The sequence below is a fragment of the Saccharomonospora azurea NA-128 genome (assembly GCF_000231055.2).
Lineage (GTDB): Bacteria > Actinomycetota > Actinomycetes > Mycobacteriales > Pseudonocardiaceae > Saccharomonospora > Saccharomonospora azurea.
Window position 1 is genome coordinate 2,555,185 of record NZ_CM001466.1, and the last position, 20,952, is coordinate 2,576,136.

Annotated in this window: 18 protein-coding genes; 9 read left to right on the forward strand and 9 right to left on the reverse strand. The window is 70.9% G+C overall.

Annotated features, from left to right (window positions below; all coding sequences use genetic code 11):
- The first annotated feature begins 82 nt into the window (after positions 1-82).
- Positions 83-2,482, forward strand: a complete 2,400-nt coding sequence (locus SACAZDRAFT_RS11355; protein ID WP_005441721.1) for a DEAD/DEAH box helicase — start codon at positions 83-85, stop codon at positions 2,480-2,482.
- On the opposite strand, the gene SACAZDRAFT_RS11360 is transcribed toward SACAZDRAFT_RS11355, so the two are convergent.
- The 7 genes from SACAZDRAFT_RS11360 to SACAZDRAFT_RS11390 form a co-directional block, all read right to left on the reverse strand.
- A complete protein-coding gene (locus SACAZDRAFT_RS11360) occupies positions 2,449-3,099 on the reverse strand; it encodes a bifunctional DNA primase/polymerase (RefSeq protein WP_005441722.1) in 651 nt (216 codons plus the stop codon). The genes SACAZDRAFT_RS11355 and SACAZDRAFT_RS11360 overlap by 34 nt on opposite strands.
- A 370-nt stretch (positions 3,100-3,469) precedes the next feature.
- Positions 3,470-3,856, reverse strand: coding sequence for an Rv3654c family TadE-like protein (locus tag SACAZDRAFT_RS11365; protein WP_232286262.1), 387 nt, complete (start codon positions 3,854-3,856; stop codon positions 3,470-3,472).
- 58 nt (positions 3,857-3,914) lie between these two features.
- A complete protein-coding gene (locus SACAZDRAFT_RS11370; RefSeq protein WP_005441724.1) occupies positions 3,915-4,301 on the reverse strand; it encodes a TadE family type IV pilus minor pilin in 387 nt (128 codons plus the stop codon).
- A complete protein-coding gene (locus tag SACAZDRAFT_RS11375; protein ID WP_005441725.1) occupies positions 4,301-4,480 on the reverse strand; it encodes a DUF4244 domain-containing protein in 180 nt (59 codons plus the stop codon). The genes SACAZDRAFT_RS11370 and SACAZDRAFT_RS11375 overlap by 1 nt, the downstream gene beginning before the upstream one ends.
- A 32-nt stretch (positions 4,481-4,512) precedes the next feature.
- Entirely contained in the window at positions 4,513-5,133 is a 621-nt protein-coding gene (locus tag SACAZDRAFT_RS11380) for a type II secretion system F family protein (RefSeq protein WP_040927743.1), read from the reverse strand.
- A complete protein-coding gene (locus SACAZDRAFT_RS11385) occupies positions 5,130-5,948 on the reverse strand; it encodes a type II secretion system F family protein (RefSeq protein WP_005441727.1) in 819 nt (272 codons plus the stop codon). Before SACAZDRAFT_RS11385 ends, SACAZDRAFT_RS11380 begins: the two co-directional genes overlap by 4 nt.
- A complete protein-coding gene (locus SACAZDRAFT_RS11390; RefSeq protein ID WP_005441728.1) occupies positions 5,942-7,132 on the reverse strand; it encodes a TadA family conjugal transfer-associated ATPase in 1,191 nt (396 codons plus the stop codon). Before SACAZDRAFT_RS11390 ends, SACAZDRAFT_RS11385 begins: the two co-directional genes overlap by 7 nt.
- A gap of 220 nt (positions 7,133-7,352) precedes the next feature.
- Between SACAZDRAFT_RS11390 and SACAZDRAFT_RS11395 the strand changes: the two genes are divergently transcribed.
- Positions 7,353-8,102: an SDR family NAD(P)-dependent oxidoreductase gene (locus SACAZDRAFT_RS11395; protein WP_005441730.1), complete on the forward strand. Its 750-nt coding sequence runs from the start codon at positions 7,353-7,355 to the stop codon at positions 8,100-8,102.
- Between the two features lie 9 nt (positions 8,103-8,111).
- On the opposite strand, the gene ssd is transcribed toward SACAZDRAFT_RS11395, so the two are convergent.
- A complete protein-coding gene (gene ssd, locus SACAZDRAFT_RS11400) occupies positions 8,112-9,164 on the reverse strand; it encodes a septum site-determining protein Ssd (protein WP_005441731.1) in 1,053 nt (350 codons plus the stop codon).
- A 366-nt stretch (positions 9,165-9,530) separates the two neighbouring features.
- Between ssd and SACAZDRAFT_RS11405 the strand changes: the two genes are divergently transcribed.
- The 6 genes from SACAZDRAFT_RS11405 to murQ all read left to right on the forward strand — a co-directional run bounded on the left by SACAZDRAFT_RS11405 (position 9,531) and on the right by murQ (position 17,880).
- The gene (locus SACAZDRAFT_RS11405; protein ID WP_005441733.1) at positions 9,531-10,355 is read left to right on the forward strand and encodes an HAD family hydrolase; all 825 of its coding nucleotides are present in this window, start codon (positions 9,531-9,533) and stop codon (positions 10,353-10,355) included.
- A 495-nt stretch (positions 10,356-10,850) separates the two neighbouring features.
- Complete coding sequence (locus SACAZDRAFT_RS11410; RefSeq protein ID WP_005441734.1) at positions 10,851-12,695, forward strand: glycoside hydrolase family 3 protein; 1,845 nt, start codon at positions 10,851-10,853, stop codon at positions 12,693-12,695.
- 28 nt (positions 12,696-12,723) lie between these two features.
- Positions 12,724-13,995, forward strand: coding sequence for an exo-beta-N-acetylmuramidase NamZ family protein (locus tag SACAZDRAFT_RS11415; RefSeq protein WP_005441737.1), 1,272 nt, complete (start codon positions 12,724-12,726; stop codon positions 13,993-13,995).
- A gap of 53 nt (positions 13,996-14,048) precedes the next feature.
- On the forward strand, positions 14,049-15,797 hold the full coding sequence (locus SACAZDRAFT_RS11420) for a serine hydrolase domain-containing protein (RefSeq protein WP_005441739.1): 1,749 nt from the start codon (positions 14,049-14,051) through the stop codon (positions 15,795-15,797).
- A gap of 136 nt (positions 15,798-15,933) precedes the next feature.
- Positions 15,934-16,893: a MurR/RpiR family transcriptional regulator gene (locus SACAZDRAFT_RS11425; RefSeq protein ID WP_005441743.1), complete on the forward strand. Its 960-nt coding sequence runs from the start codon at positions 15,934-15,936 to the stop codon at positions 16,891-16,893.
- 60 nt (positions 16,894-16,953) lie between these two features.
- Positions 16,954-17,880 (forward strand): N-acetylmuramic acid 6-phosphate etherase, encoded by a 927-nt coding sequence (gene murQ / locus SACAZDRAFT_RS11430; protein WP_005441745.1) that lies wholly within the window; start codon positions 16,954-16,956, stop codon positions 17,878-17,880.
- Between the two features lie 149 nt (positions 17,881-18,029).
- Here murQ and SACAZDRAFT_RS11435 read toward each other — a convergent pair whose 3' ends face one another.
- Positions 18,030-18,764: a Fic family protein gene (locus SACAZDRAFT_RS11435; RefSeq protein WP_005441747.1), complete on the reverse strand. Its 735-nt coding sequence runs from the start codon at positions 18,762-18,764 to the stop codon at positions 18,030-18,032.
- A 161-nt stretch (positions 18,765-18,925) separates the two neighbouring features.
- On the opposite strand from SACAZDRAFT_RS11435, the gene acs reads away from it, so the two are divergent.
- Entirely contained in the window at positions 18,926-20,917 is a 1,992-nt protein-coding gene (gene acs / locus SACAZDRAFT_RS11440) for an acetate--CoA ligase (RefSeq protein ID WP_005441748.1), read from the forward strand.
- The last annotated feature ends 35 nt before the right edge of the window (positions 20,918-20,952 follow it).

The following is a 20,952-nucleotide window of genomic DNA, read 5'->3' on the forward strand; positions in this document are numbered from 1 at the left end:
CCGAGGCGGTGAGCACCGCCCCGACTCCCCCACGGTCCACGCACCCGTCCCCGAGCACTTCGTCGCTGTCCGGTGAGCGGTTGTGACCGACACGGCTGAGACGCGCGCTCGCCGCCTGCTCCGCAGAGCGACGGCGGGAGTACCGGAGGACGACTATCCGGTCACGCACATCGCCGACCTCCCCGCCCGCCATGCCCGTGCCACCGACTGGCCCGGCTGGGTGCCCGATGCGGTACTCGCCGCCGTCACCGCGACGGGCGTCGACAGGCCATGGGAACACCAGGTCGAGGCGGCATCCACGGCGTGGTCGGGGCACAACGTCGTCGTGGCGACGGGGACGTCGTCCGGGAAGTCGCTGGCCTACCAACTGCCCGTGCTGTCACGACTGGCGACCGACGGAAGGGCGACCGCTCTCTACCTGTCGCCGACGAAGGCGCTCGCCGGCGACCAACTACGTTCGGTGTCCGATATGGACGTCCAGGGTGTCCGGCCCGCGCGCTACGACGGTGACACCCCGCAGAGCGAACGCGGATGGGTGAGGGACCACGCACGCTGGGTCTTCACGAACCCCGACATGCTGCATCGGGGAATCCTGCCCGCACATCCTCGCTGGGCGCGGTTCTTCCGCGGGCTCTCCTACGTGGTCGTCGACGAGTGCCACGGCTACCGAGGGGTGTTCGGTTCCCACGTGGCGCTCCTGCTGCGGCGGCTGCGGCGCATCGCGCGACGTTACGGGGCCGACCCCGTGTTCGTGCTCGCCTCGGCGACCACGGCGGAACCCGCCGAGTTCGCAGGCCGTCTGCTCGGCGCCGACTGCGTCGCCGTGACGGACGACGCCTCACCGCACGGAGCGCGCACGGTGGCGTTGTGGGAGCCCCCGCTGCTGGGCGAACTCGCGGGTGAGAACGACGCCCCCGTGCGCCGCTCCGCGGGTGCGGAGGCCGCCCGCATCCTCGCCGAACTCGTCATCGAGGGCGCGCGGACCCTCGCGTTCGTCCGATCCCGCCGGGGCGCGGAGCTCACCGCTCTCGGAGCCCAGCGCATTCTCGCCGAGGTCGCGCCCGAGCTGGCGGACAAGGTCGCCGCCTACCGCGCGGGCTACCTGCCCGAGGAGCGACGCGCACTGGAGTCGGCGTTGCTCGACGGCGAACTGCTCGGGGTCGCCACCACGAACGCCCTGGAACTCGGAGTGGACATCTCCGGTCTCGACGCCGTGGTCATCGCCGGATACCCGGGGACGCTGGCCTCGTTCTGGCAGCAGTCGGGCCGCGCCGGGCGGGCGGGAGACGACGCCCTCGTGGTGTTCGTGGCGCGCGACGACCCGCTCGACACCTACCTCGCACATCATCCGAAGGCACTGCTCGAACGGCCCGTCGAGGCGGCGGTGCTCGACCCCACCAACCCGTACGTCCTCGCGCCGCACCTCGCCTGCGCGGCTGCGGAGTCGGCGTTGACGGTGAAGGAGCTGGACGACTTCGGCGGTCATGCGGCTCGCTCGGTACTGGACGGGCTGGTCGCGGACTCGCTGCTGCGCCGACGTCCGAGCGGGTGGTACTGGACGTCGCGGGACCGGCCGCATTCCGATGTGGACATCCGTGGTTCCGGTGTGGAGCAGGTGGCGGTGGTGGAGGCCGACACGTCGCGGCTGCTCGGCACCGTCGACGGCGCCGCGGCGTGCGGCACCGTTCATCCCGGGGCCGTGTACCTGCACCGCGGTGAGTCCTATGTGGTCGACGAGCTGGATCTGGAGCGGGGCATCGCCTTCGTCCATGCCGAGGACCCGGAATGGAGTACGTCGGCCAGGGACGTGGTGGACATCGAGATTCTGGACACGGTGGAGAAGCGCACCTACGGCGGTGTCACGGTGAATCTCGGGTACGTGGCGGTGACGTCGCGCGTCGTGGGTTACCTGCGACGGCTGCCGTCCGGTGAGGTGCTCGACCACGTTCCGCTCGATCTCCCAGAGCAGGTTCTGCACACCCGGGCGGTGTGGTACACGATCGCCGAGCCGCTGCTGTGCGGCGCCGACGAGGGGCCGGGGACGCGTACCGGTGTGAAACCGGCACGTGTCCCCGGCGCCCTGCATGCCGCCGAGCACGCGGCGATCGGCCTGCTACCGCTGTTCGCGACGTGCGATCGCTGGGACATCGGCGGTGTGTCGACCGCCGTGCACGCGGACACCGGGGAGGCAACGGTGTTCGTGCACGACGGTCATCCCGGGGGCGCTGGTTTCGCCGACCGGGGGTACGCCGCTTTCGTTCCCTGGCTCACCGCGACGCGGGAGGCCGTGATCTCCTGCGAGTGCCCGGCGGGGTGCCCGTCCTGCGTTCAGTCGCCCAAGTGCGGGAACGGCAACGAACCGCTGGACAAGGCGGGGGCGGTGGCCGTGCTGGACCTGGTCCTGGCCGCGGTGGGGGAAGCAGCGGCCGCACACGACCACTCCGACGCTCACGCGGCCGAGGACTCGACGGGCACGACCTGAGGCACGTCGGTGCGCGGGGCGGACACATCGTTCAGGGCACGCACGAGGACGTCGTGGACGACCGGCGCGGGCGGAAGGTTCCACCCCCAGACGTCGGGCTTCACCCGCCAGTGCACCACGCCGTGGTGGAACGGGGTCGGGGGCAGCGGAATCCAACTGCCCTCGCCGTGCCACTCGACGGTCTCCGCCTCGTCCAGTTCCCGGGGCAGGTGGTCGGCCGACGCGACGAGGAAGAGCCAGCGTCCGTTCGGCATCGCCACGATCGGGGCGGGCCGGCCTGTGCCCCGCAGCAGCATCGCGGCACGCCGCCCGAGATGGTCGTCCACCTCGATGGCGTCGACGAGAGTGCCGGTGGCGACGAGGACGCTGTAGGGACGTCCGGTCCACCAAGCGGCCACCTGCTGGGGGTGGGCGCCGATGCGGCTCTGCCAGTCGCTGTGCGCGGGAGCCGGCCTGGTCCACAGTGTCTCGGTGTACGGTGTGCCGACCGTGGTGTCGGCGTCCGGGTACGTGCCCGGCACCACCGGCCAGCCGCGCCACGCGAGGCCGATGGCCTCGGCCCTCAGTTCGATGCGGAAGGCAGCGCGCCAGCTATTCGGCCATTCAGTGTCCACCATGTCGTACTCGAGCCTCCTCGGGAGTGACCGCCGTTGGTCGTGGTGCTGCATCTCACTCAACGGCAAGTTGCAGGAGACGGGAAGCGTCTACTCGGCCACCGGCGCCGGGCGGACGACGAATGAGCGCACCACCACCATGCGCGGCGAAGCGACACGCCGGGACGAACGGCAGGCCGACGTCCACAACGGGCACCCACACAACACCGAGGCGACCTCGGTATCGATTCACGATCGCTCAACTTCCACGCCGCCATTCGCGGCATGCAGGTTGTCGGACCGCTCGTCGCTCACAATCGACCGTTGCCCGCCGCGCGGGGACCCGACGGGCGGGTCGGTCCGGTACGAGCCACCCCGCACAGACACCGCACGGTCAGCGCCCCGCGTCCGCCGCGGCGATCCCGGCGATTCCTCCGCCTACGTCGCCCGCCCACTGCTCGACCGGGCCGGCTCGCGCGCGGGCACTCACGGTCCCACCCAGCCCAAGCGAGGCGCCCACGTCGACGTGCACGATCACCTCGGCGTCCCATCCCCGAAGGCGGCAGTCGGCCACGCGCGACGCCATCGCTCGGGCGAGGTCCCGAGCGTGCGCGCACGCGACGGTCTCCCCGTCGACCGACCGCCCGGCTGCCGCGAGGGCCGCCAGGTCGGCCACACCCGCCGCATGCTGCCGGGTCACCAGGACACCGGCCAACGTCCACACCAACCCGGCGAGGGCGAGCAACGCCGCGATCGCGCAGGCAGCCCACACCGTGGCCATTCCGGCATCCGCGTCGTTCCCCTCGGCCCCACCGGTTTCACCCGTCCCACCGGCGGAGTCACCGCGGAGCATCGGCGTCCCTCACACCCGGTTCGAGTGCTGCCCGCGCTTCCGCCCGGACGACGACACCTGGCAACAGGCCGCCGACGGGTGTGGCGCCGACTCGCACGATCACGGCCTCCTCGTCCCGGCTGACCGTCATCGTGGCGCCGTTCGGCGCCGTCGCCTCGACCAGTTGCTCGGCCACCGCCTCCGAGGTGCCACGGGCGAGCAGCCGGGCTGCCTGGGTGGCGGCGTCCGTGCAACGCAGTTGGTCGACGACCGCCGCCACACCGGCGAGGATCAGGCCGAGCACGGCGACGAGTGCGCAGACCGCGATCGCTGCTTCCACGGTGACGGCGCCGCGGTCGTGGGGACGACCGTCGCCGTGTGGCCTGTCGCGCATCAGAGGTCCACGGAGATCGCCTGCTCCACGACCGAGGACAGGCCGTCCTGCACCGCGTCGCCGGTGAGCACCGCGTACAACACCGCGGCCAGAGCGGCCGCGGCAAGCGTCCCGATGGCGTACTCGGCGGTGGACATGCCGTCATCGGGCGCGGTTCGTGCGAAGAGTCGGGTGAGCATCAGGTGAGTCCTTCCCAGGAGAAGCTTGCTGTTCACGGCAGTACGTGCAGTCGGCTGGCGAGGCCGAGGACGACCGGGATCACCCCCAGACAGAAGAAGGCGGGAAGGAAGCACAGGCCCAACGGTCCGGCGACCAGGACGCTCGTCCGCTGGGCGCGCGCTTCGATCCGGTCCGCTTCGGTACTGCGGAGGCGCTCGGCGAGTGTGGACGTGTGAGCGGCCAACGCGCTGCCGGACGACGCCGTTCGGCACGCGGCGCGAGCGAGATCCGCTGTCGACGGATGCTCCCGAGCGCGTTGCCAGGCCATGTCCGGGCTCGCGCCCAGCGACAGCGCATGAGCAGTCGCCTTCAGCGCCTCTGCTGTGGGGCCGGTGGTCGCATCCGCGACGGCCGACACCGCCGTCGGCACCGGGATACCGGCCGACAAGCACGCACTCAACAGATCGAGCGCCAGCGCCGAGTCGCTCGACGACGACTCCGGAGATCGGGCACTGGAGCCCCCGCGGCGCCGCACGAGGCGCCGAATCCTGGCGCTCGCCGACCGATCAGCTTTCGCCCCGGCACGGACCAGTGCACGCAGTCTGGGGGCGGCCGCAGGTGGTACGACCAGCATCGCGACCGCGGTCAGGGCCACCGCTCCGGCCACGCTCACGGGAGCACCTGCCTCGTCAGACGTGACGTCCATGCCACACCTGCCAACACCAAGCCGGCGCCCACGACGAACGCCATCGACCCGGCCGCCGTCCCGGTCAGCACGTGCACGGGCGCGGCTCCCATGACCTCGCCGAGCGCGACTCCCGCCACGGGAAGCGTCGCCAACACCGCCGCCCCCGCTCGCGCACCGGCCAACCGAGCGTCGAGCCGGCGTGCCGATCGCGCCCTGGTGTCCACGTCACGGTGCAGCGCACCGACGATGTCGGCGACCGGAACACCGTGCCGAGCGGTCAACGACCACGCGGCACCTGCCCGTGCCACCAGACGTTCGATGTGGCCCACCGCCCCATCGGATGGCTCTGCACCCCGCTCCCTGGCTGCGCTGCCAGGCAGTCGTACCGAGGCCGCCAACGCCCGCAGACGCGCCGCGACCCCCGGCGACGCCTCGCCCGCGACGGCCTCCAGTGCCGCCACGGGGTGCGTTCCCACTCGCAGCTCACCGACGACTCCTCGAAACGCCGAGGCGAGTTCGTCCAGTTCCTCCACAGCGGCGCGGGCACGGCGCCGATCACGCCGGAACAGCAGCACCGCCGCCACGAGCAAGCCGCACGCCACCACGACCAGGACTCCGGCGACACCCACCACCACGCCCGCCGACACCGTCAGCGCCGCCACCACACCGCGGGCCCGCCATCGCCGCCCCACTCCACTCGCGGCCGGAACCGGCACGAGTCGCGCGAGCCGCTGCGCTCCGGTCCTCGACGGCCACGACAGCAGGGCGACGGCGACACTCAACAAGGCCGGGATCAGCACGATGCCGCACCCACCCGGCCCGCGCGCGGCGAGTTGCGGCGCGCCACGAGCACGGTGGTCAGTTCGGAGTCGCGCGTCAGCCGCTCGCCCGGACGCCAGACGGTGTCCACCCGCACCGCCTCGCCCTCGCGACGCACCATGCCGATCTCGGCGAGCGTTCTCCGGCCCGACGGCCCTCGCTTCATGTGCAGAACGATCTGCACGGCCGCGGCGAGCTGACTGTGCAGCGCCTCCCGGGAGAGTCCGCCGAGCGCGGCCAGCGCTTCGAGACGGGCGGGGACCTCGGCGGGAGCATTGGCGTGCAAGGTGCCCGCACCACCGTCGTGGCCGGTGTTCAGGGCGGTGAGCAGCTCGACGACCTCACGGCCCCGTACCTCTCCCACGACGAGCCGATCGGGCCTCATCCGCAGCGCCTGGCGGACAAGCTCCCTCAGCGTCACCTCGCCGGCTCCCTCCACGTTGGGTGGCCTCGCCACGAGCCGCACGAACTGTGGATGCTTCGGTTGCAGTTCCCCGACGTCCTCCACGCACACGATGCGTTCCGCGGTGTCGACGGCTCCCAGAAGCGCGGCCAGCAGTGTGCTCTTGCCGGACCCCGTCGCGCCGGTCACCAGAAAGGCCAAGCGGGCGGACACGATGGCCTCCAGCAACGCGAGACCGGCATCGTCGACCGTGCCGAGTCTGCGGAGGGAACGCAGGTCGTGCGTGGCAGGCCGCAACACGCGCAGCGACAGGCACGTTCCCTCGGCCGCCACCGGAGGGAGCACGGCATGCAACCGGATCCGGCCCGCGGGCCCGCTTCCGGGCAGCCATCCATCCACAAAGGGCTGTGCGTCGTCGAGCCTGCGTCCGGCCGCCAACGCCAACCGCTGAGCGAGCCCGCGCACGGCGTCCTCACTCGCGAACCGCACATCGGTGCGTCGTAGTCCGTCCGGGCCGTCGACCCACACCTCGTCGGGAGCCGTGACGAGGATGTCGGTGACCTCCGGCGAGCCGAGAAGCCGCTCCAACGGCCCGACCCCGACGAGCTCGTCGTCAAGCAGTTTCAGCGCGGCGAGCACGTCGAGGTGCCCCGCGACACCGCCCGCCTCCGCCCGCACGGCGTCCGCCACGGCTCTCGCGTCCGTGACGCCCTCCGTACCGGCGAGCCGGGCCTTGACCCTTTCGACCAGATCGGTACTCATCTCTCCCCCTCCGCGATCGTGTTCGGGCAGCTCACCCGGCCACGCGGACAACGATTCCGGCACCACCGCACCCCCCACAACGACCACCGCCCACACCTGTGGACAACCCACGACCTGTGGACAACCCCCACCACGAGCGGTGCCGTCGGCGCACCAGAACCGCGTCAGCCGCGTCGGATTCCCGCCGGTTTTCGCTGCTCGGACCTCGCAGGATCGAGACATGACCGAACCACTGACACAGTCCACACGCGTCGCCCTCATCACCGGAGGTAGCGCGGGAATCGGCGCGGCGACGGCGCTGCGCCTGGCCGCCGACGGTTTCGACATCGCCGTCACGTACCGGCGCGACGACCAGCGGGCTCATGCCGTGGTGAACGCCGTCGAAGCCGCCGGACAGCGAGCACTCGCCATCCGAGCCGACAGCGGTGAGCCCGGCGCGATCGAGGCCGTCGTCGCCCGGACCGCGCACGTACTCGGACGACTCGACGTCCTGGTGAACAACGCGGGAGAGTTCACGGTGGCTCCCGTGGAGGGACTCACCCTCGACGACTTCGACCGCACCATGGCCGTCAACGTCCGGGCTCCGTTCGCGTCGGTGAAGGCGGCGTTGGCATACCTGGGCGACGGCGGTCGCATCGTCCACATCGGAAGCAACATCGCCGAACGCGCGATCTTGCCCGGCTTCTCGGCCTACGCGACGAGCAAAGCTGCCCTCGTCGGCATGGCCAAGGCGCTCGGGCGTGAGCTCGGGCCTCGCGGGATCACGGTGAACGTGGTTCATCCCGGGCCGACCGACACCGACACCAACCCGGCGAGCGGACCGAACGCATCGACGATCGGTTCCTTCACGGCGCTGGGCCGGTACGCGTCCCCGGACGAGGTCGCCGCAGCCGTGTCGTTCCTCGCCGGCGACGGCGGGCGCTACGTGACGGGCACGGCGATCAGCGTGGACGGTGGCTTCTCCGCCTGATCACGGGTGTCACGCGAGGGTGGCGAGGATCGTCCGCGCCGCCCTCGCGAGCCGCTGAGTAGGCCGGAACGCACCTCGGTCGAGAATCCGGCCGACCGCGTTGTCGTGGCCGGTCCACGCCAGCACCGGGACGCCGACGGCGTCCACGATGTCGGCCTCGGCGAGGCCACCCGTGGCATGCCCCCGGACCACGGCCTCGACGCGAGAGGTGTGCTCGCTCAGGCGACGACGCACACACGCGGCCGCGACACAGCCTCGAACGTCGGCGGGCACGACGAGCACCGTGAGATCGGCTCGGTGCAACACCTCGTCGGCCGCGCGGTCCGCGTGCCGAGGCAGGTCGCACACCACCGTCCGGCCCGCCCGCCGTCCCGCGTCGACCACGGCGGCCAGAGCGACGTCGGTGGGTCCCGCACCCACGCGGTCGCACGACAGCACCGACAGCCGTCCCCGACCTCGTCGCCGCGCGGGCAGGGCGGCGTCGAGCTCCGCCATCGACACGCGGCCCGCCGACATCGTGAGGTCGGGCCAGCGCAGCCCGTCGTCGGCCTCCGTGCCCAGCACGAGGTCGACACCACCGCCGAGCGCGTCGCAGTCGACGAGGAGTGCGGCCTCGCCCGACCGCGCGGCGGTCACCGCCACGCTCGCGGCCAGTACCGAGGCTCCGGCGCCACCACGTCCGCCCACCACGGCGAGCACCCTGCCCTCACGCGCGCTCGGCCGTTCGACGACGTCGGCGAGCGCGGTGACCACGAGGTCCTCGTCGGCGGGCAGGAGGGCGACGGAGTCCACTCCCAAGGACACCGCGGCCCTCCACTCCTCCTGAGCCGGAGCGTCGGCGCGCACGAGCAGCACGTTGGCGCGCCGCGGTAGCCCGTGCGAGTCGCTCGTGGCTCCGGTGACGCGGTCGAGCAGGACAAGCGGAGCCTCCGCCCACGACGACCGTGCCGCGGCCAGATCATGGGCGTAGCGAAGCTCGCAGCCCACCGCCGCCGCCAGTCGAGTGACGTGATCGCGCACGACGTCGTCGGCGACGACCACGAGTGGACGGTTGTCGGTCACCCCAGCCCCCAGAGTCCTCAGAGTCCCCAGTGTCGATGCTTGTGCAGACCACCGTCACGGCTGCCGATCCGCCTGACAACCGGCTCGCGGGAACCTGTGGACAACTGCCCGGGGTGTGGACGGACCTGTGGACAACTGGGGAGAAGTGTGGAAGGCGGCCCCCGCCAGGGGGAGGAGCGGGGGCCGCCCGAAGTCCAGTCCCGGGGGGTCGGACTGAACAAAGCCCGGCAGCGCCGGGCGCACCCACTGTAACCCGGTGAACCGCGGGGGCCGGAAAGGCGAACGACGAGTGACACGCCACAGTCCGAGCGAGTCCGGGCGGTGTGGTCTCCGACGCGCCGTCGCGATTCCCCATATCGTGGTGCCGTGCCCGCACCCGACAAGACCACGACCGCCACCTCGGCGGCGTTCTTCGACCTCGACAAGACCATCATCGCCTCGTCCAGCGCGCTGGCGTTCAGCAAGCCGTTCCTGCGGCAAGGGCTGATCAACCGCCGTGCCGCGTTGAAGAGCGCCTACGCACAGCTGATGTTCGCGCTCTCCGGAGCCGACGCCGATCGAACGGAGCGCCTTCGCGCCGAGATCTCCCGCATGTGCACGGGCTGGGACGTGAGTCAGGTCCAGGCCATCGTGAGGGAGACGTTGCACGACGTGGTCGCGCCGCTGGTGTACGCGGAGGCGGCCGAACTCATCGAGCAGCACAAGGCCGAGGGCCGGGACGTCATCGTCCTGTCGGCCACCGGCGAGGAGGTCGTGCGACCGATCGCCGAGATGCTCGGGATCACCCACAGCATGGGCAGTCGGATGGAGATCGTCGACGGGCGCTACTCGGGCAAACTCGACTTCTACTGCTACGGCGAGTACAAGGCCGTGGCGGCGCGCCGGATCGCCAGTGAGCACGGCTACGACCTGGCCGACTGCCACGCCTACAGCGACTCGAGCACCGACATCCCCTTGCTGGAGGTCGTCGGGCACCCCCACGTGGTGAACCCGGACAAGGCGTTGCGGCGCCTCGCGCAGGAGCGCGACTGGCCGATCCACACGTTCGCCAACCCGGTGTCGGTGCGCACCCGCATCCCGACGACGACGGCGGCCGTGGCGGTGGGGCTCGGAGTCAGCGCCGTGGCGGCGGGCGCCACGCTCTTCGGCCTCTCCCGGCGGAAACAGCGCGAGTCGCCTTCACGCAACTGACTCCGGTGGTCGTCCCGCGCGGAGCAGCGCCGCCGTCGCGAACGGCGCTTCTCGCGCAATCCCTTGAAGTGACCGTCATCACTGACTACAAAGGGAAGTACGGAGGTTCTCCCGGCCAGGGAGCAGGCGGAGGAGAAGCCTGGTCCACCCCGGAGGAACGTCCGTACATGGACGTCGGGTACCCACGCGGAGCTCGCCGCGGGAGGCTTGTCGTCGAGGGACTGCGTAACGGGACGCCGGACGCCGAGTCCCCTGAAGTGACGACACGAATGCACGCTTGGTCGCCCGACCGTTCCATGTAGCCACGTGGCGCCCGCTGGTTCCGGTAACCGGCGGGCGCCACTCGTGCGTCGCCGTTTCTCGCTTCCGGCCAGGTCATCCCAGGTCGCTGCCACGGGCGGTCATTGACCGACCACGTTTTGGTGAGTAGCTTTCCGCTTGCTTACTCGTACGGGTGGACTCTTCACATCCGCACGTCGCATCCCGGGAGGCCTCGTGACCCATCGCAGCGCCCGGCCTTGGAAGGCCCGCGCCACAGCCACGCTCGTAGGCTTGCTCGCCGTGACCACCGGTGTGGCATCGGCGCACGAGCCGTCGACAGACGCGGACACCTCCGGCCGCAAGGGACCTCGGAGCTGGTCCGAGCGCACCCTGCAGTCGATGACGCTCGAGCAGAAGGTCGGCCAGCTCTTCGTCGCCGACGTCTGGGGACTGTCGGCCGACGAGGCGCACTCCGGCAACCAGGAGAAGTACGGCGTCGACACTCCGGCCGAGGTGGTGCGGAAGTACCAGGTCGGCGGCGTCATCTACTTCAACCACGCCGGCACCGACAACATCGAGACCCCGCGGCAGGTGGCCGAGCTGTCCAACGGCCTCCAGCGGGCCGCGCTGGAGTCGAAGCCCCGTATCCCGCTGATCGTGTCGGTGGACCAGGAAGGCGGCCGGGTCACCCGCATCGCCGACCACGCCACCGAGTACCCGAGCGCGATGGCGTTCGGCGCCTCCCGCGACATCGAGGGCGCCCGGACGGCTGCCGCCATCAGCGCCACCGAGCTGCGGGCGATGGGTATCAACCAGGACTTCGCGCCGGTCGCCGACGTCAACTCGAACCCGCTGAACCCGGTCATCGGGTCGCGCTCGTTCTCCTCCGACGCCGAGCTGGCCGGGGACTTCGTCGCCGCGCAGGTGGACGGCTACGAGAACTCGGGGCGCGCGGCCCAGCGCGTGTCGGCCGCGGCGAAGCACTTCCCCGGCCACGGCGACGCGAAGGACGACAGCCACGTCGGGCTCCCGGTGATCGACCGCAGCGAGACCGACTGGCGTACCCACGACCTCCCGCCGTTCCGCTCGGCGATCGAGGCGGGCATCGACGTGATCATGACGGCTCACATCTCGGTGCCGAGCCTCGACCCGTCGGGCGACCCGGCGACCCTCTCGAAGCCGATCATGACGGGTCTCCTTCGTGAGGAACTCGGTTACGACGGCGTGGTGGTCACCGACTCGCTCGGCATGGCCGGTGTGCGCCAGATGTACCCCGACGCCGAGATCCCCGTGCGCGCGCTGGAAGCGGGCGTCGACCAGATGCTCATGCCGCCGGACCTCGACGCCGCGATCGACGGGGTGCTGGACGCCGTCCGCAGCGGCAGGCTCACCGAGGAACGGATCGACGAGAGCGTCCTGCGCATCCTCGACATGAAGCAGAGCCGGGGCATCGTGACGCACCCGGTGGTGCCGGTGAGCAAGGTCGACCGCGTCGTGGGCATCGACGAGCACCGCGAGGCCGTGCAGGAGATCACCGATCGCTCGACCACCGTGCTGCGCAACGACGCCGACCTGCTCCCGCTGCCCGCGGACGCGGAGAAGGTCCTCGTGACCGGGTGGAACCGACCGGACTACCCGGGCTATGCGGCGGAGCCCGTGGCCGCCCTGGCCGAGGCGCTCGGCGAACGCACCGACGCCGACGTCACCGCGCTGTCCACCGGCACGGCTCCGAACCCCGGCACCATCGACGACGCCGCATCCGCCGCGACTGAGGCCGACGTGGTGATTGTCCTCACCAACGGCTTGCGGACCAGCGAGGCTCAGCGTGAGCTGGTGACGCGGCTGACCAGCACCGATACCCCGGTGATCGCGGTCGCCGTCCAGGAGCCGTACGACCCGGGCCACGCCGACGTGCCCACGTGGATCACGACCTACGACTGGCGTGCCGTGACCATGACCTCGTTGGCGAAGGTCCTCGTCGGGGAACGCTCCCCCGAGGGCACGCTGCCCGTCGCCGTCCCCCACGGCGACGACCCGACCCGGATCCAGTACCCGTTCGGCCACGGGCTGACATGGTGATCCCGCCCCGACGTCAGGAAGACACACGATGACCGTGAACAGGCGCAGGTTCCTGTCCGCGAGCGCACTCGCGGGCACGTTGGTCGCCACCGCCGCGACCTCGGCGGCCGCCGCTCCCGCCCGCGACGCCGGGCGGGGCGGTCCCCGCGTCACTACGGGAGCCGACCGGCTCCCCGCGGACGGTTGGCGCAGGCTCGCCGGCCGCCGGGTCGGCGTGCTCTCCAACCCCACCGGAGTCCTGGCCGACCAGATCCACGTCGTGGACTCGCTGGTGCAGGCGGGGCTCGACCCCGTCGCCGTGTTCGGTCCCGAACACGGTTTCCGCGGCAGCGCCCAGGCGGGCGGCTCCGAGGGCGACTACCCCGACCCGCGTACCGGCGTGCCCGTGTACGACATCTACGGCGTCGACGTCGACAAGCTCACGGAGCTGCTCCGCAAGGCCGACGTCGAGACACTGGTCTTCGACATCGCCGACGTGGGTGCGCGTTTCTACACCTACATCTGGTCGATGTACCAGGCGATGGTGGCGTCGGCCCGGCTCGGGATCCAGTTCGTGGTGCTCGACCGGCCCAACCCCATCGGCGGCGAGGCCCACGGACCGATGCTCGACCCGGCGTACAGCTCGTTCGTCGGGCTGCGGCCGATCGTGCAGCAGCACGGCATGACGGTGGGTGAGCTGGCCCGGTACTTCGCCGCGGAGCTGCTGCCCGGCGACGGTGTCGAACTCGCCGAGCTCGACGTCGTCCCGATGCGCGGCTGGCGTCGCAAGCAGGTGTTCGAGGACACCGGCCTGCTGTGGACCCCGCCATCGCCGAACATGCCGACACCCGACACGGCGTCCGTGTACCCCGGCACCTGCCTGTTCGAGGGCACGGTGTTCTCGGAGGGCCGGGGCACGACCCGCCCGTTCGAGATCCTCGGCGCACCGGGGGTGGACTGGCGCTGGCACGAGGAGATCGCCTCCCACGGCCTGCCGGGTGCGTCGTTCCGCGAGTGCTACTACGTCCCCACCTTCGGCAAGTTCGCGGGCGAGACCTGTGGCGGTGTCCAGCTCACCGTCACCGATCCGTACCGGTTCGACGCCATCCGCACCGGGGTGGACCTCATCGTGACCGCCAAGCGCCTCTACCCCGATCTCTTCGGGTGGCGCGAGGACGACTTCATCGACAAGCTGACGGGTTCCGACCGGTTCCGTTCGATGGTCGACGCGGGTGCGACCACGGACGACGTGGTGTCGTCGTGGCGGGACGAGCTCGCCGACTTCCGTCGGAAGCGGGAGCCCTACCTGCTCTACCGGTAGTGCGTCCACGACGGTGCCCGGTGCTTTCGTGACAAGGTGAGGGGAGCGACACGATGCGCGCGAAGGCGAGAGTCTCGAGGATCGCGGCTTTGTTCGCGGTCCTGTTGGTGACGGGAGCGACCGCGATGGCCGCAGTGACAGCGACCTCCGGCCGGTTCGACCAGCCGCAGCGGGGCTTCGCTCCCGCCTCCACCGTGTTGCGGAAGGCCGCTCCCGAGAGCGTGGGGCTCGACGCCGGGCCCATCCGGGACGCCGAGAACGTCCTGGATCGCATGACCGAATCGGACTACGTGGACGGGCACCCGCTGTTCGCGGGCGCGGTCGGGCTGCTCGCCCACGAGGGCGCGATCGTCGACACCTATTCCGTGGGCAGCGCCGTGCGCTACGCCGATGGCGAGGGCACCGAACTGCCCGTCGAGGACCAGGTGCCGATGCGCGAGGACACCATCTTCGACATCGCCTCGGTCACGAAGCTGTTCACCTCGATCGCGGTCATGCAGCTGGTCGAGCGCGACAAGGTGGACCTCGACGCACCGGTGGCGGACTACCTGCCCGAGTTCGGCGTCAACGGCAAGCAGGACATCACCGTCGAGCAGCTGCTCACGCACACCTCGGGCCTGGAACCGGGCCTGTTCCTGTGGCGCGACTGGCCCGACGAGCCGTCGCGCATCAAGGCCGTCATGGACGTCGCCCCGCAGAACGAGCCCGGCACGACCTACACGTACTCCGACCTCAACCTGATCACGCTCGGTGTGCTGGCCGAGCGCGTGACCGGTGATCCGCTCGACGAGGTGATCTCCGAGCGGATCACCGAGCCGCTCGGGATGCGCGACACCGAGTTCAACCCGCCGGCGCGCAAGCTCGACCGCATCGCCGCGACGGAGTTCCAGTCGACGCCCGACCGCGGCATGGTGCGGGGCCAGGTGCACGACGAGAACGCCTGGTCGCTGGGCGGGGTCGCCGGTCATGCGGGCCTGTTCTCCACGGCCCGTGATCTGGGTGTGCTCGCCCAGGCGCTGCTGAACGGCGGAACCTACGACGGCGAGCGCATCCTGCGTCCGAGCACGGTGCTGCAGCTGTTCACGAACTACAACACCGAGTTCCCCGACGACTCCCACGGACTCGGTTTCGAGCTGGACCAGATCTGGTACATGGGCGGGTTGACCTCGCCGTCGACGGCCGGGCACACCGGCTACACCGGCACGTCACTGGTGATCGACCGCCAGTCGCGGTCGATCGCCGTGCTGCTGACCAACCGCGTCCACCCCTCGCGGTCGTGGGGGTCGATCAACGAGGCCCGGCAGGCGTGGGCCACCGGCCTCGCCCGCGCGATGGCCGTCAAGCCCCGCCACGGCGCGAAGGCGTGGGCGAGCACCATCGGCAACGAGCAGACCGCCACGCTCACCACCCCGGAGCTCGACACGCACGGTCGCCGGGCCACGGCGTCGTTCGCCACCTTCGTCAGCAGTGAATCGACGGACCCGTTGGTGCTGGAGGCGTCCACCGACGGCGGGCGGACGTGGTCGGCGCTGCGCCTCCGGGTACGGGGGAAGGGCGCACCGCGTAGCGCGGTGACGGCGCTCTCGGGGACCGACCAGCGCGCGTGGTGGCGGGTGCAGGCCTCCCTGCCCGAGGCCGACACCGTCACGCTTCGTTGGCGATTCACCACGGACGGGAACTACACCGCCCGCGGCGTGGTGGTGGACGGCATCGAGGTCACCTCACCACGAGGAATGCTCCTGGACGGTGAACGGCACCCCGGTCGGCTCGACGCACGGGGATTCACCCTGACGGCCCGTTGATAGTTGCCAACTCGTTAACCGTTCCGGGCTAACGCACGCCCCCTGATCAGCGACTTTCCGGGCAACCAGTCACCGCAGCGCGTCGACGTCGTCGAGGTTGCGATCTCTCGGGAAGGTGAGAGTAGCCTTGTCTTATATGCCTGGTGTTAGTAACTTTCCCACGGATAGTGGGTCGGGTTCCCAGCCTGAGACCGACCACGAAGCGAGCCCTCTGGTGCGCATCCGTTCGTTGCTTCCGGGCCTGGCCCGAGCCGAGCAACGCGTCGCCAAGGTCGTGCTCGACGATCCGTCGTCGGTCGCCCGGCGCAGCATCACCGAGGTCGCCCTCGCCGCCAAGACCAGCGAAACCACCGTCACCCGCTTCTGCAAGGCCATCGGCGTCGGCGGCTATCCGCAGCTGCGCATCGCCCTGGCCGCCGACACGGCACGCAGCGAGGCGAGAGCCTCTCGGGACCTCGGCGGCGACATCACCGCCGACGACGACCTGGCCTCGGTGGTGAGCAAGGTCGGGTTCGCCGACGCCCGCGCGGTGGAGGAGACGGCGGAGCAACTCGACATCGGCGAGCTCACGCGCGTCACCGAACTCGTCGCCGCCGCCGGACGCGTGGACGTCTACGGCGTGGGCGCAAGCGCTTTCGTGGCCGCCGACCTGCAGCAGAAGATGCACCGCATCGGCCGGGTGTGCTTCGCGTGGTCGGACACCCACATCATGCTGACCTCCGCGGCCGTGCTGGGCGAGGGCGACGTCGCCGTCGCGATCTCACACTCCGGCGCCACCACCGACACCGTCGAGGCACTGCGCGTGGCCAAGGAACACGGGGCCACGACCGTGGCCATCACCAACTTCCCGCGCTCCCCCATCACGTCGGTCGCCGACCACGTGCTCACCACCGCCGCCCGCGAGACCACCTTCCGCTCCGGCGCCACCGCGAGCCGCATCGCACAGCTGACGGTGATCGACTGCCTGTTCATCGGCGTGGCCCAGCAGCACTTCGACGACGCGATGGCGGCCCTCGACGCCACCCGCGCCGCCGTCGACGGACACCGGCTCGGCATCCGCCCGGACGGAAGGCGGAGGACCGATCGGGGGCAGTGAACCGGGCGAACGCTCCCGCGCGCGAGCGTTCGCCGTCGCAAGAGAAGAATGAGGCTGGAGATGACCCATCCACCGGAGGTCGTTCAGGTCGAGTCGCCCACGGAGCGACGGAACCCGAACACGACCGACATCGACCGGATGTCCACCGCCGACATCCTGGCGGCCATCAACTCCGAGGACCACCACGTCCCCGGCGCGGTACGACAGGTGCTGCCGGAGCTCGGCGCAGCGGTGGACGCGGCCACCGACTCCCTTCGCGCGGGCCACCGTGTGCACTACGTGGGTGCGGGGACGTCGGGCAGGCTCGCCGTGCTCGACGCCGCCGAGCTCGTGCCGACCTACAACGTGCCCGACGACTGGTTCGTCGCTCACCACGCGGGCGGGCAGAAGGCGTTGCGGACAGCCGTGGAGAACGCGGAGGACAAGGCCGAGGACGGTGCCGCGGAGGTCCGCGAAAGCGTGAAGGACGGCGACTTCGTCCTCGGGCTGACGGCGTCGGGCCGCACACCGTACGTGATCGGTGCGCTCCAGGAGGCGAAGCGGCTGGGCGCCACCACGGCCCTCGTCTCGTGCAACCCCGAGGCTCCCGAGTTCGACGGCGTCGACGTGCTGATCACCGTGGACACCGGGCCTGAAGCCATCGCGGGTTCCACGCGCATGAAGGCGGGGACGGCGCAGAAGCTCGTGCTCACCGCGTTCTCGACCGCCACGATGATCAAACTCGGCCGCACGTACTCCAACCTCATGGTCAGCATGCGGGCGACCAACGCGAAGCTGCGGGGACGGACGATCCGCATCCTGCGCGAGGCGACGGGTCTGAGCGAGCAGGAGTGCGGCGACGCCCTGACCCGCGCCGACGGCGACCTGAAGGTCGCGCTCGTGCAGCTGCTCGCCGACGTCGACAGCGCGAGCGCCGCCGTGGCCCTCGACGACGCCGACGGCCACGTCCGTGCCGCACTCGACGCCGTGCGGGCACGCGCCTCCTAGGCGCCTGGGCGTTTCAGGAGCCCAGGACACGACACCGACGCCGCTGCGCAGCCCGCACAGTGTGGTGGGGGCCGCCACGGTGGCGTGCATGAAGTGCGAACACGCGTGCATGAAGTGCGGACACGCGTGCGCAGGCGGCGGACACGGTGTCAGGGGGTGGCGGCGTCGGCGATGCTCTTCGCCTCGCGCGCTCCCGCCTCGAAGGCGTCACAGCAGAACAGCAGCCACTGGCGCACGCCGTCGGGCTCGCCCGACGCGAAGGCCTGCGCCGCCTCCTCGTATCGCCGCTGCCTGCGGAAACACGCCACCTCGGGCACGGTCAACGCCTTCGGATCCAGACCGGTGGCGATCATCGCCAGCCGGGCGGCGGCGCGCGCGAGCACACCGTCCGCCGAACCGAAAGGCCGCAGCGTCAGCATCTCGCCGTGCACCACCGCCGTCACCACCGGGCCGGGCACGGACGTCGACCCGGTGACGAGCTGCCCGAGCAACTCCAGCCGCGACGCCACGCCGTCGGCACCACGAGGCCTGCCGAGGGCCTCGGAATCCTCGACGACGTCGGCTGCGGCGAGAACGTGCAGCCGGGCCAGCACCTGCAACGGTGCCCGCCGCCACGTCGGCAGCAGCGACTCGGTCGCCCCGGCCACGCGCAGCGCCCCCGCCAGTAGGGGGTGGGTCACGCTCCCGTCCTCGGGCAGGTCGGGGTTGGCGCCGTCGAGCGCGGCGGACGCCCGCGCGGCCCGCACCGACGCCTCCGCGGCCGTCGCCGAGCCGCCACGCAGATTGGCGGGAAGCCGGTGCACCGCGAACACGGCGTCCTGGGCGCTCTTTGCGGCGTCGGCGACACCGCCGAGGTCCATCAGCGGTGCGAGGGGATCACTCATGTCGCATGAGCATAGGGAGCGCTCGTGCACCGCTCGTCAGCCGCTCGTCCCCCGGCGCCGGTCGGCCGTCGCGGAGTGGCTGCACGCGTGTGACTTGGGGTACTAACGTCGCTACCGGCGCCGCGGCCGTAGAGCCGTCATTTCGCGATTCAGGAGGCACCATGACAAAGCAGTCACCGGCACTCGACAACCTGCTGACCGAGAGCCGTACCTTTCCTCCGAGCGAGGAGTTCGCGGCGAAGGCCAACGCGACGGAGCAGTTCTACGCCGACGCCGACGCCGACCGGGATGCGTTCTGGGAGAAGCAGGCCGAACGCCTGCACTGGGACACCCGGTGGTCGACGGTGTTGGACTGGGCGGACGCGCCTTTCGCGAAGTGGTTCGTGGGCGGCAAGCTCAACGTCGCGTACAACTGTGTCGACCGGCACGTCGAGGACGGCCACGGTGACCAGGTGGCCATCCACTGGGTGGGCGAGCCGGGTGACACGCGCGACCTGACCTACGGGGAGCTGAAGAGCGAGGTCTGCAAGGCGGCCAACGCACTCGCCTCGCTCGGTATCGGGTCGGGCGACCGGGTCGCCATCCAGCTGCCGATGATCCCCGAGGCAATCGTGTCCATGCTCGCGTGTGCGCGCCTCGGCGCGCTGCACAGCGTGGTCTTCGGCGGCTTCTCGCCCGCCGCCCTGCGCTCGCGCGTCGACGACGCCGACGCGAAGGTCGTGATCACCTCCGACGGGCAGTACCGGCGCGGCAAGGCCGTGCCCATGAAGTCGAACGTCGACGAGGCGCTGGACGGTGCCGAGACGGTGCAGAAGGTCGTGGTCGTGCGCCGCACGGGCGAGGACCTCGACGGTGCCGTGCCGTGGACCGAGGGCCGCGACGTCTGGTGGCACGACCTCGTCGACGCGCAGTCCGAGGAGCACACCCCCGAGGCGTTCGACTCCGAGCACCCGCTGTTCATCCTCTACACGTCGGGCACGACCGGGAAGCCGAAGGGCATCCTGCACACGTCGGGCGGCTATCTCACGCAGGCGGCCTACACCCACCACGTCGTGTTCGACCACAAGCCCGGCGAGGACGTGTACTGGTGCACCGCCGACATCGGCTGGGTCACCGGGCACTCCTACATCGTGTACGGGCCGCTGGCCAACCGCGCGACGCAGGTCGTGTACGAGGGCACGCCCAACACCCCGCACGAAGGCCGGCACTGGGAGATCGTCCAGAACTACAAGGTCTCGATCTACTACACCGCGCCGACCCTGATCCGGACGTTCATGAAGTGGGGCGCCGACATCCCCGCCAAGTACGACCTGTCGTCGCTGCGGGTGCTCGGCTCGGTGGGCGAGCCCATCAACCCCGAGGCCTGGATGTGGTACCGCAAGCACATCGGTGCGGACCGCTGCCCCGTCGTCGACACGTGGTGGCAGACCGAGACCGGCGCGATCATGATCTCGCCGTTGCCGGGCGCCACGCACGCCAAGCCGGGTTCGGCGCAGCGCGCGCTGCCGGGGGTCTCGGCGAAGGTCGTCGACAACAACGGTGTCGAGGTGCCCCCGGGCGGCGGCGGGTATCTCGTGCTCGACAAGCCGTGGCCGGCGATGCTGCGCGGCATCTGGGGTGACGAGGAACGGTATCGCGACACCTACTGGTCGCGGTTCGAGGAGCAGGGCTACTACTTCGCCGGGGACGGCGCGAAGTACGACGCCGACGGTGACATCTGGCTGCTCGGGCGCGTGGACGACGTGATGAACGTGTCGGGCCACCGCATCTCGACCACCGAGGTGGAGTCGGCGCTGGTGTCGCACCCGACGGTGGCGGAGGCGGCGGTGGTCGGCGCCACCGACCCGACGACGGGTCAGGGCATCGTCGCGTTCGTCATCCTGCGCGGCGGGGTCGCGGAGGACGAAGCGGGCGGCGCGGACGCCCTGCAGGCTCTGCGCGACCACGTCGCCAAGGAGATCGGCCCCATCGCCAAGCCGCGGCAGATCATGGTCGTGCCGGAGCTGCCGAAGACGCGGTCGGGCAAGATCATGCGGCGCCTGCTGCGGGACGTCGCCGAGAACCGCGAGATCGGTGACGTCACCACGCTCGCCGACAGTTCGGTGATGGACCTCATCTCGCAGGGCATGGGCTCCCGCTCCGGCGACGAGTGACCGGTGTCCGCTGAAACAGCGGGACAACGCAGGAA

Coding starts and splice junctions, on each gene's coding strand:
- SACAZDRAFT_RS11360 (WP_005441722.1), bottom strand. CDS start 3,099: ATGGTGGACACTGAATGGCCGAATAGCTGGCGCGCTGCCTTCCGCATC.
- SACAZDRAFT_RS11365 (WP_232286262.1), bottom strand. CDS start 3,856: ATGGCCACGGTGTGGGCTGCCTGCGCGATCGCGGCGTTGCTCGCCCTC.
- SACAZDRAFT_RS11370 (WP_005441724.1), bottom strand. CDS start 4,301: ATGCGCGACAGGCCACACGGCGACGGTCGTCCCCACGACCGCGGCGCC.
- SACAZDRAFT_RS11375 (WP_005441725.1), bottom strand. CDS start 4,480: ATGCTCACCCGACTCTTCGCACGAACCGCGCCCGATGACGGCATGTCC.
- SACAZDRAFT_RS11390 (WP_005441728.1), bottom strand. CDS start 7,132: ATGAGTACCGATCTGGTCGAAAGGGTCAAGGCCCGGCTCGCCGGTACG.
- SACAZDRAFT_RS11395 (WP_005441730.1), top strand. CDS start 7,353: ATGACCGAACCACTGACACAGTCCACACGCGTCGCCCTCATCACCGGA.
- SACAZDRAFT_RS11415 (WP_005441737.1), top strand. CDS start 12,724: ATGACCGTGAACAGGCGCAGGTTCCTGTCCGCGAGCGCACTCGCGGGC.
- SACAZDRAFT_RS11420 (WP_005441739.1), top strand. CDS start 14,049: ATGCGCGCGAAGGCGAGAGTCTCGAGGATCGCGGCTTTGTTCGCGGTC.
- SACAZDRAFT_RS11425 (WP_005441743.1), top strand. CDS start 15,934: ATGCCTGGTGTTAGTAACTTTCCCACGGATAGTGGGTCGGGTTCCCAG.
- murQ (WP_005441745.1), top strand. CDS start 16,954: ATGACCCATCCACCGGAGGTCGTTCAGGTCGAGTCGCCCACGGAGCGA.
- SACAZDRAFT_RS11435 (WP_005441747.1), bottom strand. CDS start 18,764: ATGAGTGATCCCCTCGCACCGCTGATGGACCTCGGCGGTGTCGCCGAC.
- acs (WP_005441748.1), top strand. CDS start 18,926: ATGACAAAGCAGTCACCGGCACTCGACAACCTGCTGACCGAGAGCCGT.